At 42.2% G+C, this 15,907-nt stretch carries 18 protein-coding genes and 1 other RNA gene; 11 read left to right on the top strand and 8 right to left on the bottom strand.

The annotated features are described in order from the left end of the window. Nucleotides 1-59 precede the first annotated feature (59 nt). The 3 genes from ffs to Q4486_RS04685 all read left to right on the top strand — a co-directional run bounded on the left by ffs (nt 60) and on the right by Q4486_RS04685 (nt 1,112). Nucleotides 60-156: signal recognition particle sRNA small type (gene ffs / locus Q4486_RS04695), an RNA gene on the top strand. A 178-nt stretch (nt 157-334) separates the two neighbouring features. Continuing rightward, complete coding sequence (locus Q4486_RS04690) at nt 335-664, top strand: hypothetical protein (RefSeq protein WP_303518537.1); 330 nt, start codon at nt 335-337, stop codon at nt 662-664. A gap of 109 nt (nt 665-773) precedes the next feature. Next, a complete protein-coding gene (locus Q4486_RS04685; protein ID WP_303417071.1) occupies nt 774-1,112 on the top strand; it encodes a hypothetical protein in 339 nt (112 codons plus the stop codon). Between the two features lie 127 nt (nt 1,113-1,239). On the opposite strand, the gene cynS is transcribed toward Q4486_RS04685, so the two are convergent. Beyond that, the gene (gene cynS / locus Q4486_RS04680; RefSeq protein ID WP_303417070.1) at nt 1,240-1,680 is read right to left on the bottom strand and encodes a cyanase; all 441 of its coding nucleotides are present in this window, start codon (nt 1,678-1,680) and stop codon (nt 1,240-1,242) included. A gap of 276 nt (nt 1,681-1,956) precedes the next feature. Between cynS and Q4486_RS04675 the strand changes: the two genes are divergently transcribed. Further along, complete coding sequence (locus Q4486_RS04675; protein WP_303518536.1) at nt 1,957-2,559, top strand: DUF2238 domain-containing protein; 603 nt, start codon at nt 1,957-1,959, stop codon at nt 2,557-2,559. 26 nt (nt 2,560-2,585) lie between these two features. On the opposite strand, the gene Q4486_RS04670 is transcribed toward Q4486_RS04675, so the two are convergent. Next, nucleotides 2,586-3,458, bottom strand: a complete 873-nt coding sequence (locus Q4486_RS04670) for a LysR substrate-binding domain-containing protein (RefSeq protein WP_303417067.1) — start codon at nt 3,456-3,458, stop codon at nt 2,586-2,588. A gap of 140 nt (nt 3,459-3,598) precedes the next feature. Between Q4486_RS04670 and Q4486_RS04665 the strand changes: the two genes are divergently transcribed. Next, complete coding sequence (locus Q4486_RS04665) at nt 3,599-4,717, top strand: S-(hydroxymethyl)glutathione dehydrogenase/class III alcohol dehydrogenase (RefSeq protein ID WP_303417236.1); 1,119 nt, start codon at nt 3,599-3,601, stop codon at nt 4,715-4,717. Between the two features lie 63 nt (nt 4,718-4,780). Continuing rightward, the gene (fghA, locus tag Q4486_RS04660) at nt 4,781-5,617 is read left to right on the top strand and encodes an S-formylglutathione hydrolase (protein ID WP_303518534.1); all 837 of its coding nucleotides are present in this window, start codon (nt 4,781-4,783) and stop codon (nt 5,615-5,617) included. A 68-nt stretch (nt 5,618-5,685) separates the two neighbouring features. Here fghA and Q4486_RS04655 read toward each other — a convergent pair whose 3' ends face one another. The 3 genes from Q4486_RS04655 to Q4486_RS04645 form a co-directional block, all read right to left on the bottom strand. Beyond that, nucleotides 5,686-6,300 (bottom strand): LysE family translocator, encoded by a 615-nt coding sequence (locus Q4486_RS04655; RefSeq protein WP_303417063.1) that lies wholly within the window; start codon nt 6,298-6,300, stop codon nt 5,686-5,688. A 47-nt stretch (nt 6,301-6,347) separates the two neighbouring features. Beyond that, nucleotides 6,348-7,154: a flagellin gene (locus tag Q4486_RS04650; RefSeq protein WP_303518532.1), complete on the bottom strand. Its 807-nt coding sequence runs from the start codon at nt 7,152-7,154 to the stop codon at nt 6,348-6,350. A 275-nt stretch (nt 7,155-7,429) separates the two neighbouring features. Beyond that, the gene (locus Q4486_RS04645; RefSeq protein ID WP_303417060.1) at nt 7,430-8,818 is read right to left on the bottom strand and encodes an SLC13 family permease; all 1,389 of its coding nucleotides are present in this window, start codon (nt 8,816-8,818) and stop codon (nt 7,430-7,432) included. A 101-nt stretch (nt 8,819-8,919) separates the two neighbouring features. On the opposite strand from Q4486_RS04645, the gene Q4486_RS04640 reads away from it, so the two are divergent. Then, entirely contained in the window at nt 8,920-9,729 is an 810-nt protein-coding gene (locus Q4486_RS04640) for a helix-turn-helix domain-containing protein (RefSeq protein WP_303417057.1), read from the top strand. A 67-nt stretch (nt 9,730-9,796) separates the two neighbouring features. On the opposite strand, the gene hisC is transcribed toward Q4486_RS04640, so the two are convergent. Further along, entirely contained in the window at nt 9,797-10,867 is a 1,071-nt protein-coding gene (hisC, locus tag Q4486_RS04635; RefSeq protein ID WP_303518530.1) for a histidinol-phosphate transaminase, read from the bottom strand. A 192-nt stretch (nt 10,868-11,059) separates the two neighbouring features. Here hisC and Q4486_RS04630 point away from each other — a divergent pair, with 192 nt between their 5' ends. Next, entirely contained in the window at nt 11,060-11,455 is a 396-nt protein-coding gene (locus Q4486_RS04630) for a DUF2750 domain-containing protein (protein WP_303518529.1), read from the top strand. A gap of 427 nt (nt 11,456-11,882) precedes the next feature. Here the strand turns inward: Q4486_RS04630 and Q4486_RS04625 are convergent, their stop codons facing one another. Then, on the bottom strand, nt 11,883-12,290 hold the full coding sequence (locus tag Q4486_RS04625; RefSeq protein ID WP_067867593.1) for a bacteriohemerythrin: 408 nt from the start codon (nt 12,288-12,290) through the stop codon (nt 11,883-11,885). A gap of 360 nt (nt 12,291-12,650) precedes the next feature. After that, nucleotides 12,651-13,409, bottom strand: a complete 759-nt coding sequence (locus Q4486_RS04620) for a hypothetical protein (protein WP_303417049.1) — start codon at nt 13,407-13,409, stop codon at nt 12,651-12,653. Between the two features lie 294 nt (nt 13,410-13,703). On the opposite strand from Q4486_RS04620, the gene Q4486_RS04615 reads away from it, so the two are divergent. The 3 genes from Q4486_RS04615 to Q4486_RS04605 all read left to right on the top strand — a co-directional run bounded on the left by Q4486_RS04615 (nt 13,704) and on the right by Q4486_RS04605 (nt 15,868). Continuing rightward, nucleotides 13,704-14,363 carry an NADPH-dependent FMN reductase gene (locus tag Q4486_RS04615; RefSeq protein ID WP_303417046.1) on the top strand — a complete coding sequence of 220 codons (660 nt, stop codon included), beginning with the start codon at nt 13,704-13,706 and terminating at the stop codon, nt 14,361-14,363. Nucleotides 14,364-14,546: 183 nt separating this feature from the next. Next, nucleotides 14,547-14,801: a hypothetical protein gene (locus Q4486_RS04610; protein ID WP_303417043.1), complete on the top strand. Its 255-nt coding sequence runs from the start codon at nt 14,547-14,549 to the stop codon at nt 14,799-14,801. A 269-nt stretch (nt 14,802-15,070) separates the two neighbouring features. Then, nucleotides 15,071-15,868 (top strand): transglutaminase family protein, encoded by a 798-nt coding sequence (locus tag Q4486_RS04605; protein ID WP_303417040.1) that lies wholly within the window; start codon nt 15,071-15,073, stop codon nt 15,866-15,868. Nucleotides 15,869-15,907: the final 39 nt, after the last annotated feature.

Below are 15,907 nucleotides of genomic sequence, written 5' to 3'. Positions count from 1 at the left end.
GCGCCTGTCTTACGGAAACGCCCTTAAGGCAAGGCTTACAGGCCACGCGATGGTGGCCCTGTTGGTCCTTCCGCAATGATAAATCGTGAACCTGGTCAGGCCCGGAAGGGAGCAGCCACAGCGATGGATTCATGTGCCGGAATGTGGCTGGCGGGGTCACCCCCAATCTTTACTTCTAGTACTATCTCTCCACTTTCTAATTCCTTATGTATGAAAAATTCTCATTCAGCTTTTCAATTTAGACGTCTACACTGATTTTATCGTTTCAATTATTAATGAATAAGCGATAACTGCATTGTTATAAAACAGGATGTGAACAAGGTGGCGCCTTGCTATGTTGAAACTTATAAAAGATTTCCATAATTATCAGTTTGTTTATTACTGGATTAATAATCAGCGAAAGAAAGTCAGTCCCAATCTACCGACAAAGCAGTATGCGGAAGAGTGGTTAATTCATTATCATTTTGAAACCTACTCGGGGCGAGAGCGGCGCTGTCGGATGCTTGATCGTCGTTCTGAATCTCAGAAGATAAATTTGCGGGGTGTACAGATTTTCTTCTCTAAACGAAAGGGATTAACGAAAGGGCGACGTCGCTCAGACCTTAATGTAGAAGTCGATTTTGATCTGTCTAAAAAGAAACTGAATAAACTGCGCCGCGCTTAATTCGTTGACTTATTGCTCAGTGGTACTATATTTTACAGTAGTATTTCAAACGCTTGTTAGATTGCTAGTGTTTAATTCGATATCGGCATAAGCAGTATTGTCGTTTCTTATGGATAAGTTGGACGGTTCATTGAGATTGGTTAAAGATCTAAGTTCATCGGGCATTGTTTATTTTTGGATAGATAAAGACGAACAAAAGCTGAGTCCCGATATTCCTAGCCTACCGCTTGCTGAGGAGTGGTGGACAAGTTATCTGTTCTCACTGTTTGATGGGCCAGAAAGACGTCACTCTCTGATCGATCGCCGTCAAGATAAAAATCAACGTACAGATTTAGACCGGCAGCTGTTTTCTAACCGTTTAAACCCCGCTGGTAGGCGGGAATCGGATAAACCTATTAAGGTGGATTTAGACCGGGTTGCTGATAAGCTCAAAATTTATTACAGCTAACCCTTATCCCTTATCCCTTATCCCTTATCCCTTATCCCTTATCCCTTATCCCTTATCCCTAATTTTGCTCCTGAAGTGAGGTGCAGTTTTTTTCTGTATTCAAAAACTGCACACTACTTAGTTATATTTACCAGCTTTTATAAGGTAGGAATTTACCATTTAGCGTGAGTAATACGCGGTCACCTTTAGGGTCTTCAATCTTATCGACCTCCATGGAAAAGTCGATTGCACTCATAATGCCATCCCCAAATTTTTCTTGGATCACCTCTTTCAGTGTTTCTCCATAGACTCCAACTACCTCATATAATCGGTAGATAAGTGGATCTGTTGGCACTTGCTGATCCCAAACCTTTGTTGGATAAGCTTCTAAAGCAGTTGTAACTTCTGGGCCTAAGCCTAAATAATCGGTGATTTTCTTAGCGGCCTCTGGGGAGGCGCTGTTCATGCCAAGGCAGGCAGATGTGAGCCATACAGGAGACATGCCGAGATCAGTCCCTATTTTTTCCCAGCTTAGTTTCTTCTCTATTTTGGCTGTGACTATAGCATCGGTCATCGCTAACTTGTCCATTCAAATCTCCTCACTATCGTAAATAACGGCGTACTGAGAATCTGGTGTATATAAGGGCGATCATCGAAGTGTTAGGTAGTAAATTGCACAATATTGGTGCTCGAGTTCTTCGATATCTAACTACAGCCAGTTATTTACATTGATTTATTTAGTTTCATATAGGTAAAAGCAAAGGAGGTGCCAAGTTATTTAATGGATCTGTCTAAGCTTTTTAGGACGCTTTTGGTTATATTGAGTAATCGTTTTAAGTACATGGCAACGTTGAGGTTAGTGTCAGTGGAGACAGTATTAAAATATATCTGGATAGCTGTTTTCATTACAGTACTGGTCTGGTCAGGTATTCATCCGAAAGAGCAGATGACGTGGTTTTTAGAGGTATTACCTGCACTGCTTGGCGTTGGCTTATTAATAGTGACCTATAATCGCTTTAGATTAACGCCTCTCTTGTATCTGTTTATCTTAATACATTGCATTATTTTAATGGTGGGAGGTCACTATACCTACGCCGAGGTTCCTCTATTTGATTGGCTAAGAGATGGCTTAGGTGGTGAACGTAATAACTACGATAAAGTAGGGCACTTTGCTCAAGGTTTTGTGCCTGCACTTTTAGCTAGGGAGATATTACTTAGAAAAGCAGTAGTCAACGGTGCTACGTGGCTGAATTTTTTTATTATCTCGATCTGCCTAGCGGTGAGTGCTTTTTATGAATTGTTGGAATGGTGGGTTGCTTTAGCTATAGGTCAAGATGCAGATGCGTTCTTAGGTACACAAGGTTATATCTGGGATACTCAGTCAGATATGGGCTGTGCACTATTGGGCGCGATCAGTTGTTTACTGCTTTTATCTAAATGGCATGACCAGCAGCTTTCTAAATACTAAAGGCGTTTAGTGGCAAAGGGATAGATCTACATTGCCAAGTGGGTAGACATATAATCGATAAGCAACCGGACTTTAGGTGATACATATCTGTTCTGTGGATATAACGCCCAGATACCCTCATCGTCGGGTTGATAGTTTTCCAGCAGGGGGATTAATTGGTGGCTATCAAGGTGTTCCTGTACATAGTAATCAGGTAGTTGAACAAGGCCTAAGCCTTTAAGCGCCGCATCAACGAGGGCGGGGCCACTATTAAAATTTAAGCTCCCATGTATCTTAATATTATGTTCCTGTCCGTTTTCCTGAAATCGCCAAAACTGAAGTGTTCCTTGTAAGCAGTTATGTTGTTCCAGCTCTGTAAGTAGGTGTGGCTCTCCATGGTTGGATAGATAGGTGGGAGAGGCACAGACAAACAACCGTCTTGAGGCTAGCCGTTTTGCCATCATGCTTGAGTCGTCCAGCTTGCCGAGCCTAATGGCTAGATCAAAGCCGGAATCAACCAGATCTATTTTTTGATTGGTAAATAGGCATTCAATCTCTAATTCAGGGTAGAGGAGGGAGAAGTCATTTAGCATAGGCGCTATCTTACTCTCACCAAAGGATGTGGGAGCGGTTAAGCGCAGCCGTCCTTTTGGTGTGTTTTGTAATTGTGTAAGAACCCGCTCAGCTTCACCAAGTCCATCTAATAATTGGCGACAGTGTTGGTAATAGATACCGCCTGCTTCGGTGATGGATACCTTGCGCGTGGTTCTATAGAACAGTTTTGTCGATAGGCGCTTTTCTAAGGCGCTGATCTGGCGACTCACTTGAGCCGTGGATATGCTTAGCTGGCGTGAGGCCGCAGTAAAACTCTCGGTTTCTGCTACCGCAACAAATTCTGCAATACCCTCCCAACTGTACATTACCGCTCCCGTTTCCACTTTATTGTTACTATATAGTAAAAGACATTTATTAAAATCATAGATTATAACTTTGAGGTAATTAACTACAATGGAGTCATCGTAAATATTCAAGACTGCTAGAGGTAGATATGAGTGAGAAGATGATTAAGTCGAAAGCGGCCATTGCTTGGGGTCCAAATCAACCGCTATCTGTTGAAGAAGTGGATGTAATGCCACCACAAAAAGGTGAGGTATTAGTTCGTATTATCGCTTCCGGCGTATGTCATACTGATGCTTTTACCTTATCGGGTGAAGACCCAGAGGGTATTTTTCCTGCAATTCTAGGTCACGAAGGGGGTGGTGTTGTTGAAGCCATTGGCGAAGGCGTCACTAGTGTTGCGGTAGGCGATCATGTTATTCCTCTTTATACCCCTGAGTGCGGTGAGTGTAAATTTTGTAAATCCGGTAAAACAAACTTATGCCAGAAGATCCGTGAGACTCAAGGCAAAGGCTTGATGCCCGATGGAACTACACGTTTCTATAAAGATGGTCAGCCTATCTATCATTATATGGGTTGTTCAACCTTCTCTGAATTTACCGTTCTTCCTGAAATCTCTTTAGCTAAAGTCAATAAAGATGCGCCATTAGAGGAAGTCTGCTTACTTGGTTGTGGTGTAACTACAGGTATGGGCGCAGTAATGAACACCGCCAAAGTTGAAGAGGGTGCTACGGTTGCCATCTTTGGTATGGGCGGCATTGGTCTATCTGCGGTTATTGGTGCGACTATGGCTAAAGCGAGCCGTATTATCGCGATTGATATTAATGAAAGTAAGTTTGAATTGGCTAAGAAACTTGGGGCGACGGATTGTATTAACCCTAAAGACTACGATAAGCCAATCCAAGAGGTCATTGTTGAACTAACGGATGGCGGCGTTGATTACTCATTTGAATGTATAGGCAATGTGGATATTATGCGTTCGGCTTTGGAATGCTGTCATAAAGGCTGGGGCGAGTCGGTTATTATTGGTGTGGCTGGCGCAGGGCAAGAGATCTCTACCAGACCTTTCCAATTAGTAACTGGACGCGTATGGCGTGGTAGTGCGTTTGGCGGTGTAAAAGGCCGCTCAGAGCTGCCTGATATCGTTGAGCGCTATATGTCAGGTGAGTTTAGGCTTGATGACTTTATTACGCATACAATGGGTCTAGAGTCGATTAACGAGGCGTTTGATTTAATGCACGAAGGTAAGAGTATTCGTAGCGTTATTCATTTCGATAAATAAGGTTCCATCATCAAGAGGCTTTATTTCAAAGCCTCTTTTCGGTGTCCTCGTTAAGGAGTTCCTATGAGTATTGAAAACCTGAGTCAAAACAAATGTTTTGATGGTTGGTTAAAGCAATATAATCATCAATCATCTGTCTTAAATTGTACGATGCGATTTAGCATCTTTTTACCACCTCAAGTGAATGATGGGGCTAAAGTGCCTGTTATCTACTGGTTATCTGGTTTGACCTGTACTGATGAAAACTTCACTCAAAAAGCTGGTGCGCAAAGAGTTGCGGCTGAGCTTGGGGTTGCGATTGTTGCACCCGATACTAGCCCTCGGGGTGAAGGCGTTGCTGATGATGATAACTATGATTTAGGCCAAGGTGCGGGTTTCTATCTTAATGCTACAGAAGAGCCTTGGAAGCAGCATTATCAGATGTATGATTACATCACTAAAGAGCTACCGGCACTGATCGAAGAGATGTTTCCGGTGACGGATAAACGTTCAATTTTCGGTCATTCAATGGGGGGACACGGCGCCTTAACTATTGCGCTAAAAAATATCGACAAGTATCAGTCAGTATCGGCGTTTAGCCCCATCACTAACCCAATGAAGTGTCCTTGGGGGCAAAAGGCGTTTACTGCTTATTTAGGTCGTAACACGGAAACATGGAAAGCGTACGATAGTTGTGAGCTTATTAAACAAGCAACATCGACCCTACCTATGTTAGTTGATCAAGGAACATTGGATGATTTCTTGAAGGAGCAACTGAAGCCAGAAGCGCTTTCCCAAGTGGCTGTTGATATGGGCTTTCCGTTGGAGCTGCGTTATCACAATGGTTATGATCATAGCTATTATTTTATGGCTAGCTTTATTGAGGATCATCTTAGGTTTCATGCCAAGTATTTGAAATGAACCTTAGATAATCAAGAATTAAAAAGGGTATAGATCGCTGATTTATACCCTTTTTTTATTCTCGAATATCAGTGTCGAGTAATCAGAAATAAGCCTGCTCCGGCCATAATGGAACCTGCACTTTTATTCAGACGGTTAACCGCTTTCTCTGATTTAAACCAGCGACGTGCTTTACTAGCAAAAAGTGCGATCAGCATTAAACCACTCATCAAGCTAACTAATGTTAGAAAGGAGGCGAGTGCTATATCCATATTATCGAGTGCAGTTAGATCCATAAATGTAGGTAAAAAAGCGATATAAAACAGAATCACTTTAGGGTTTGAGGCAGAGATGAGAAAGCCTTGAATAAATCCCATTATGCCTTCGGATTGTTTCTCACCATTAGCCTCCGTCAAATCTAACGGGGCATGCCACATTTTCCAGCCTAAGTAGAGAAGGTAGCAAGCCCCTAAGATTCGAATAAAAGTAAATAGCTCACTCCAATGGGTGGCAATAACAGCCAAACCATAACAGGCTGCAACTAGGTATAAAATATCACTAATGGTCATGCCTAACGCTAGCATAAGACAAGCAGGCGCACCTTTTGTTAGAGCGCGGGCTAAAATGGCAAAGATACCTGGGCCGGGAGTAATACTAAAAATAAACACTGCCACAAAAAATGATAATGCGCTTTCTAAGGTCATAAATAACTCGAAAATAGGGACTGTAACTATCGTTGAAGAGGGGGTATTTAGCTGGCCAATAAGTTAAGGACTAAACCTCGGTTAGCATTTGCTTGTGCTTGCATTGCAATTCCAACCTCTTGCTGGACCAGTGCCGCAGAGCGCTCAGAGAGTGCTTTCGCATAATCGGTGTCTCCAATCCTAGAGGCTGCCTCCGCGCTATTTAGACTTGTTTCAGCCAGTTGATTGATCGTGCTGTCGAGCCTATTTTGGTTCGCGCCAATTTCGCTAGATACGGTTGTCAAAAAGTCTTGTGCGTTATCTAGCTGATCAAGCGCTGCACTCTCAGTAATATCAATTGAAAATAAGCCTAGTTCGTCTAATGTGTCGGCTAGATTGTATGTCGTAATGTTTTGAGAGTTTTCAGAATCAGGCCCCGTCTGAAGTTTTAACTCGCCGTCTTGGGAAAGAAGGGATTGGCCATTAAATGAGGATTGAGAAAGACTGTCTTTAATACCTTCAAGTAAAGCGTCGGCTTGTTTCTGTAATGACGCTTTATCATTGCTATTAAGTGTTCCGTTTTGAGCTTGAACGGATAGTTCTCTGATCTGCTGTAAGGAATCATTGACTTGGTTGACGCTGCCCTCGGCAATTTGCAGAGCTGATATACCATCTAAGCTATTTTTAATGGCGGTATTATTGCCTAACTCTTGCCCTTGTAACTGTAGAAAGACTTGGAGGCCCGCAGGATCAACCGCAGATTCATTAATACGTTTGCCCGAGGCAAGTTGTTGATCATATTGATTAACACGGGTTTGAATCTGATTAAATTGATTAAGTGAGCCAGCCGAAGCGCCTGTCACAGTAATAGCCATTAGAATATCTCCCTTACAATCTTCTCAATTATAGCTTATTTCAGTGAAACAATAGTGAGATTTGTTCACGCTATAGAAGGGGTATTGTAGAAAAAAAAGGCGTACCTAAGTACGCCACAATATCTTGCAAAGGATAAGATTAGAATGCGTGAGCATTCAATGACTCAAGGTAAAAAGAAGAAAAGCTTGAGTAAACAAAGATAGTAGTTTTTCTTGCGCTTAACTAACATCATCTCTTAGTTCTATTATAAAAAGTATGGTTATTATAGTGGGCTTTATAACCAGCCAAGTATTTTCCACCAGAGGTAATCTAAGGGAAATAGGACTAAAATGGTAATAGGGGTTAAGACAAAGCAAAGTTTAGCGGCATGTCTAATCGATACCCCAGCCAATTGCATTCCCACCATTAAGGGGGCTGATTGGAAAGGAAAAAGAATGGTAGAGAAGCCCAATACTTGAGTCATCAGCACCGCCTCTAATGTGAAACCACTTTTATCACTCATCTGCTCAGCGAAAGGGGTTAGTATGGCGGGCACACCGGGAAGTGTTGCAACCATGCCGGTAGTAAAAGCAGTAAGGGAGAGAGAAAGATAGCTCAGTAACGGGTGTTCGCTTGAAAGTGGTAACCACGTATTAAGCTGCTCGCCAACCACATCACCTATGCCGCTATAGTTAATTAAAGCTCCAACACCTAGTACACCAACAACAAATACCAGCGAGCTAATATTAAATTTCTTCTGGAAACTTTGCTGGCTTACCACGCCAATCCTAGGCATTAATAGTATGCAAACCGCTGCCAAACCTATCCAAGCTGCTGAGATATGATGGAGAGAATCGGTTAACCAAAAACCGAGAGTGACCATCATAATAACCATCAGTTTATATTCCTGTTTAGATACAGGTTCTTTAGCTACAGATCGGCTAGAGCGTGTAGGTGTATCGGGAAATAACCAGACAATGACAGCAATAATGAGCAGGGCTTTGATAAAACCTAAGACGGGGAAATGCAGTAGTAAGTATTCTGCATACATAGGTGTCCAGTTATGCATAGTTTCAGCGGCGCCGATCAATACCATATTAGGTACGTTGGCGGGTAGTACTGCAAAGGTAGGTACATGACAACCAAAGGCAGCAGCAAGCGCAACACCAATTTGACCATTACTCCCCTCTTTAAAACCGCAACTTGTTCCCATCGCCATTGCAATAGGGATTAAAAGTACAGCCCTACCTATAGAGGAGGGCATAAGAAAACCAAGCAAAATAGAGAGTAAAACAATGCCACTAATAAGATGGGTGTAGCTTTTATCTAATCGGCCAGTAAAAGTGTTGCCTATACGTTTTGCTAGCCCCGTTTCATTAACCGCTATACCAATAATTAAACCGGAAAAGATAAGCCAGCAAGCTGTTGAGCTAAAGCCAGAAAATACAACCTCGGCAGGTGCTATAGCTAGCAACATAGCGGCGGTCATAAAGATAAGCATACTGAGGTGTTCAGAGATTGCGCTGGTGGCTAAGAGAACGAGAGCCGATAAAATTAAACAGGCAGATAAAAGTTGTTTGTTATCGAGCGGCAAAGATAGAGGGCTCAAAAAGGCAACAAAAAATATACTAGGAATAAGTATCAGAGCGATTAATTGTGAACGGCTTAATTGAAGATTGATCATTGCAACACCATTATGAATTATCTCATGGGCTTATTGTGACAGGGAATTAAAGGTGATTTAATCGATAATATGACAATAAATATCGCATAAGTGACAAAGCTATGGAAAATTCCACTTCTAAACGGCAACCTTCATCTATTGGTCAGAGAATCGATTCGCAGCGACCTATTGTTGGTTTACGGGGGCATTTAGCCGCTAACGTAGATATGGATCCGCACCAGCATCCACGTGGCCAGCTTGCTTATGCTAGCGAAGGGATTATCCGTGTATATACAGATGCAGGCAGTTGGGTTGTTCCTCCAACCCAAGCCGTTTGGATACCGGGAAATATAGTGCATAGAACAAGTGCAGAGGTGCGCGCTGAATTGCGTCATCTGTTTGTCGATCCTGCGTATCTACATAACTTATCTGATCAATGTAGTGTGGTCGAAGTTTCCCCTCTACTGCGGGAACTGATTATGAAAGTAGCGGATTTTGGTACAGAGTACTTGCCAAATAGTCCCGCTAGTCGGGTATGTGCGGTTATTTTAGATGAACTTCAAGCACTTAAACCCTCTTTACTTCATCTGCCAGGCGCAACAGATCGACGTTTGCAAAGGGTGATGAAAACAATGATTAAGTCACCCAATGCTGAAACAAGTCTAAATGAGTTAGCTGCCAAAGTTGGTGCCAGTGAGCGTACAGTTGCTCGGTTATTTAGCAAAGAGACAGGGATGACGTTTCAACAATGGCGCAAGCAGTTAGTGTTGCAAGAAGCGGTGGATAGAATAGGAAAAGGGGATGCGGTGATTGATGTGGCATTAGCTCTAGGTTATCGCAGCCCGAGTGCTTTTGTGGCGATGTTTAGAAAATCCCTAGGTAAACCGCCGGGTCAGTATTTTAGTGATACAGGTGCAAGAGTTGAGTTCTAATATAAAAAAACAGCCCTAATAAATTAGAGCTGTTGTATTGATTAATCTATGTTTACTAAAGCTTTAGTTATAGTTTAAAAAGATCAGGGTGTTGTTCTAGTGTATCCACTAAAAGCTGCATCTCTTCTTGCGTACCGATACTAATACGCAGGTAGTTATCTATACCGGGTTTACTAAAATAGCGGACCAATATTTTTTTAGTACGAAGGTAGCCCATCAACTCGGCTGCTTCTAAGATGCGGTGGCGAGTAAAAAGGAAGTTGGTTTTTGAGGGTAGGCTAACAAAGCCTAATTCAGCTAAACGCTCAATTGTCCAAGTCCGAGTACCAATAATTTTTTGAGTCGTCTCCTCAAAATAAGTTTGGTCTTTTATCGCTGCAGCGGATGCTTCGATTGCTAACATATCCAGTGGGTATGAGTTAAAACTATTTTTTACCCGCTCAAGACCGTCAATAAGGTCTTCATGCCCAATGGCAAAACCGACACGCATTCCTGCAAGAGAGCGTGACTTCGAGAAGGTTTGTATCACTAAAATGTTGTTGTAACTCTGGGTAAGCTCAACAGCCGAACTTGCACCAAAATCCACGTAAGCTTCATCGACAACAATAACGGATTCAGTGTTACGTTTTGCTAATGATTCGATCTCGTCTAGCTCAATTGCTCGGCTTGTGGGGGCATTTGGATTCGCAAAGATAATACCGCCATTAGGCTGATCGAAATCATCTACGTTAAGCACAAATTCGTCACGTAGGGGGATTTGCTCGTAGTTGATATCGTAAAGGTTACAGTACACAGGATAAAAGCTATACGTAAACTCCGGCATTAACAGAGGTTTATCCTGTTGAAAAAATGCTGCGAAGGTATGAGCAAGTACCTCGTCTGAACCGTTACCCACAAATACATGCTTACGTTCAACGGAAAAGTGATCGGCAATTGCATCTTTTAATAGTGTGCAATCTGGATCTGAATAGAGACGTAGACGATTTGTATCGAAATCCTTAATAACGGCTTCAGCAAGAGGTGAAGGTGGGTAAGGATTCTCGTTGGTATTGAGTTTAGTGATCCCTGATTCTTTAGGCTGTTCGCCGGGGACATAAGGGGTTAGACGCTTAATTGCATCACTCCAATATTTGCTCATTATATGATCCGTAGTGGCGCGCACGTTTGGAAATCGCTTATAGATCTGCCCGTGCGGATATAGATTGTTAACTGGCTTGAAGAATAGCAGAAAAGTGGTTTTTTCATAAGCCTGATAATCGAATGCTAATAGTTCAAGAATCTATCATCAAATTGCTTTATCCTATCCTTTTCTAAGTTCGGATACAGGTTTATGTCAGCTCAAGATAACAGCTATGATTTGGCTGCAATCGAAAAATTAAATGATGAGCAGCTCTACGCTCTTTTTGTTAGCGAAGCAGTCTCATCAGATGAAATTTGGATTCTAACCGATCAATATGGCAGCGTAATGCTCAATACAGAAGATGAAGACTGTGTGCCTGTTTGGCCATATAAAAAGTTGGCTGAAGCTTGGGCTACGGGCGAGTGGGAGGCCTGTAAAGCAGAGGCAATCTCTCTGGCTAAATGGCATAGTCGTTGGACACCCGGTTTGGAGGATGACGAGTTTGCTGTTGTTGTTTGTCCGACTGAGGGCCGAGATGGGTTAGTGGTATCGCCTTTGGAGCTAGATAAGGCTCTTAAAAAGCGTAAACAGAAACAGAGTACTTAAATCCGTTATTGTGGTTAATCGCTTTGATTGGGGCTCTTTTTTATAAGAGCTCTTATTCTCTATAGGTTAGCTTTAGATCTGACTAGGTACCGCGAGTATCTAAGCCTTTATATCCTTTTAGCTTTTTCCAATGTTTTAATTTATCTCAAACGTTAATGGATTAGGTGTCTATTTCCTCCTCGTTTTTATAGCTCCCATATAGATAAGCATAACCTCTCCTTAAATGGGTTCTGCGCAAACATATTTTAAATATGGTTTTTTATGTAAGTTTATACCGTTATCTTATGTGGTTTTTTATAGAGTCCTAAGCTAGAACACACTATAAAAATAAAACTAAAACCAAGTAAACAGGGGGAGGTTTTGGCTTATACCTGAATGCATAAGCCGAGATGAGTCTGAGATCACTTTCTTTTAGAGTGAAGTGTTTTTAGTGGGCGTGCTGGTTGATAAACATGGCTGTGACTGTATCCATTGTTTTAATGTGGTTGATAAACCAGTTCCACAAAGTGCAGTTAAGGTAGTGCGCAATATACTCTCGGTCGTTTCTCTCTTTCCACTGCTCTATTGCTTCAGCTAATTCAAACAGAACGCGGTCATGCTCCCCTTTATGGCAAGAATAAGGGGGAAAATTAACGCGTCTCATCTGTTCCTCTTCACGGGAAAAGTGGACTTGGTTATGAGCGAAGAACGCTTCGAGCCGTGAGGTAACCTCGTCTACAGTACTGTTCTCTATAGCAGCGAGTATGGTATCTAGTATTTCGACTGCTTCCTCATGGTCATTATTCATAAACTCTACTGTGACCTGAGGAATCAACTTTGTATCAGCATGCGTCATTATCTTGTGCTCCAAAAGAACATGAGTGTCTATCTTATGTGGAGAACAAAAGTTTAAAATTGATATCCGTCAATAACATATATTTATAATGCATTTATTTATGAGCTGTACTCGCTTCTTTCAAATAACCCTATATTTTGATTAGAAAAGAATTAGTTCTAGGGTTGTCTAAAATGATGGAAAAGTACCTTAGTCTATTCATGCTGTTTTTTCAGCACCTTACGCAGAGGTAAGCTAGTATCAAGCAGATGCTTTTTAAAAGAGCGCTGTTAAGTAAACATTTGGAAGTTGCTAGATAGAGCGTTATATAAAGCTAAATCTAAAGGGCGCAATCAAGTGGTTTGGCTGCCTGAGTAATGATTAGCGCCAATGAATCCAATAACTGTATTCAACGCGATTAGAGTTGTTGATTGTAGTTTGAAATAGTTGGCTCGCTGATGATGAGCATTGAACTCCTTTAAATTCAGGTTCTGCCCAGCCAGTCATACCTCCCATATACTCACGTTTATAGCCCCAAGTACCACATGACAGCACTAAGTCGTAATGCTGATCTCGTTCACAAATCGCGCAGGTCTCAAAATTAACCTCTAAATCTTCTCCTTCTACACCGTAAGAGTCAGAGACGTAAGGCGTGTCATAGATCGATACGGACGCATCGCGGAAGAATCTTCCCTGCCAAGGTTTATCTGCATCATCTTTAGGTGTTTTATGCAGCCCATGACCATGTTCAAGCGGGGCATTATCATAGAAAGGGTTTTCGGCTTCGTTAGGGATATCAATCTGTATACCTCGCTCGCCTTGGTGGAGTCTAGCATTAGTTTTTCGGATCTGTAATAAGCGATAACGATCACAGTCAGCTAAGTTCAGGCCATCCGTTTTACCATTAAAGTTGTTTTTTAGATGGATCTCTAACCCTATTCCCGTAGCATTATCCCCAGGGATATACTTGGCATCAGAGCGACTGCTATGGTACCAAGGCTGAGAGAAAATAAGCCGTCCAATCGGTTCCTTTTGATAAGTGACAGGGCATACTTTTCCCACTTTTAGCTCTTCGGCCCATAGTTTATGAGATAGGACGCTCAGTAAGATCAACGGCAAAACTTTGTAATAATTAACCATCAAATCACCTTAACTGTAATTTGTATATACAAAGTATAGTCTAAAATTTATAAGCCGATAATTAAGATTTAGTGGGCGATAAGGAGCTAGCTCGGTACTGTTGAGTTTAAGGGAGTGATAAGTTACAACCTAAAGATAAAAGAGAGACCGATCTTTGGCATAGATGAATGAAGCAGTGAACGCTTTGTGCTTTTAGGTATAAGAAATCGCTCAAAAAGAGCAAAGGAGTTCCAGATCGCTTTCTATTTCATTAGTTTCCTCGCAGGCTTTTTCTAACTTATATCGAGTTTTAATATGAAGTTTTTAGTTTTTTTAGGCACTGTTCGTGATAGCACACCACCTAGCCCCGCTCGTCTTGGTTTGCGCGTTTCAAAAGCTTGCATTGAATGTTTATTGAGTCACTATACCGAGCATGAAGTGGAGCTGATTGATCCTTTAGATTATCCTTTGGGACCTGTTTTTAAACCACATTTTGCGTACTCTCAGCGCACGGTTCCCCCAGAACTGAATGAGCTGGCAGACAAGATAGAGTCAGCTGATGGCTATATTATGGTTAGTCCTGAATATAATCACTCGATGAGTCCTGCGTTGGCTGATATGTTAAACCATTTTGGTAGCTCTCTATTCTCTTACAAGCCGAGTGCCATTGTTACCTATTCTGCGGGGCAGTGGGGTGGTATGCGTGCAGCTGTAGGCATGCGGACGTTTCTTTCAGAACTTGGTTGTTTACCTGTTTCTGCGATGATTCATGTACCTAAAGCACAAGAGGTCTTTGCTGAAGATGGGAGCGTGCAGGCAGGCCAGAATCAGGCGTCTTGGTTTGAATATTTTAGCCGTACCTTCAATCAACTTATTTGGTGGGCTCAGGCTACCCGTGAGCATAAAGAGGTAGTCGATCCACACAAAATAGTGATGCCCTTAAAAATAGACCCCTCTCAGCGAAATGCGCCTTAATCAGCTTGGCAACAGGGTCGATTGGATCGGTTTTTGATAGCCATCGGTAAAGAGAGTGGGCGTACGATAAGCAACATGCCGGTGCTACTGACCTGAGGGGTAAGTGAAGTAAATAGATCCAGTTTGTTATCGCTATGATGACTATTGAGGGCAGAGTATGATTTTTTTGATACAGGATTAGCGATGGAAAACTTTCGAGTAATTATATTTATAGTGGGAAGTGTTTTACTGTTATTTGGTTATTTACGTTTTATAACGGATGAGCAAGGCCATGTGAATTTAAATAATTATCGCTTTACGGGCGGGATCGGACTTGTGATTATCGGCATAGTAAAAGGGACGGGTGATATAGTCTCAAGGGATCTCTCCAAAGATGGCGTTTCCGCACTCTCAATCTATATGGGAGCCTTACTTTTCTATATAGGTTTTACATTGTAAGAGCCGAATAAAGAGGGGAGTTATCAATAGTCTTCTCGGCTTAAACTAACACTTACTCATCCCTCTATAGTCAGCTGCTCTATTAGCTTATATATAATCTGTTCTAAGCTTAATCATACTTCTAACTCATAGTGCTAGCGGCAGTTAAGGTGACGTGCTAGATTAATTGAGTACTTGAAGAACGAAGGACGATACCTAATAGGGCCGTGCCGTTGTGAAGCAGTTTAGAGTATAGAATTCCTTTGGCTTAAATTAATCAGGATGTTCTTATGTGGTTACATGCTTCTTGTGTTCTTGACTTCAATATCCCTGTAGCTACGCCATTTTTATTAATGCTTCGCCCTCGTAGTGGGCAGCAGCAGTGGGTAGCCCGTGAGCAGTATGAGTTTTCACCTAGCGTTATGGCGGTCGAGTTCACCGATCCATTTGGTAATTTATGTCAACGGGTGGTGGCACCTGCTGGACCTTTTTCAGTTTACACATCGGTTAATATCGAATGTGCAGATGCCTTTGATGTAGCGCCGGGGGCACCGTTTATTGAAGTGCAAAATTTACCTGAAGATACACTGCCATTTCTGTTACCGAGTCGGTTTTGTGAGTCTGATCGTTTCACTCAATTAGCACAATCACTCGTTGTTGGTGTCGCGCCTGGATATGATCAGTGCACAGCAATTATTGATTATATTCGCCAAACACTGCGCTACTCTCCTGGAAGTGGTCAGCAGATCATTAGTGCCTGTGAAGTTAATGAAAAATCAGAGGCGGTTTGCCGGGATATGGCCCATCTAGGTATAGCCTGTTGCCGTTCTCTGTCGATCCCTGCTCGAATGGTTGTTGGTTATCTTGAAGGGCTTGAACCTATGGATCTTCATGCTTGGTTTGAGGCTTATGTCGGAGGGCGCTGGTATGCATTCGATCCGACTCAGAATAGCCGATATGGTGGACGTGTTGCGATCGCCTACGGTCGAGATGCTGCTGATGTGGCGATATATAGCCAATTTGGTGATCCAGTGGATCTGCTGCGTATGGATATCAGAGTCGAACGGATGTTGTCGCCGCTTCTATGATAGATGCATGCTCTAAATCTATTGCATATTAGACCGATG

The organism is Neptuniibacter sp. 2_MG-2023 (assembly GCF_030547495.1).
Taxonomy (GTDB): domain Bacteria; phylum Pseudomonadota; class Gammaproteobacteria; order Pseudomonadales; family Balneatricaceae; genus Neptuniibacter.
Note: the sequence above shows the minus strand (reverse complement) of the source record. Positions and strands in the feature narration are given on the sequence as shown.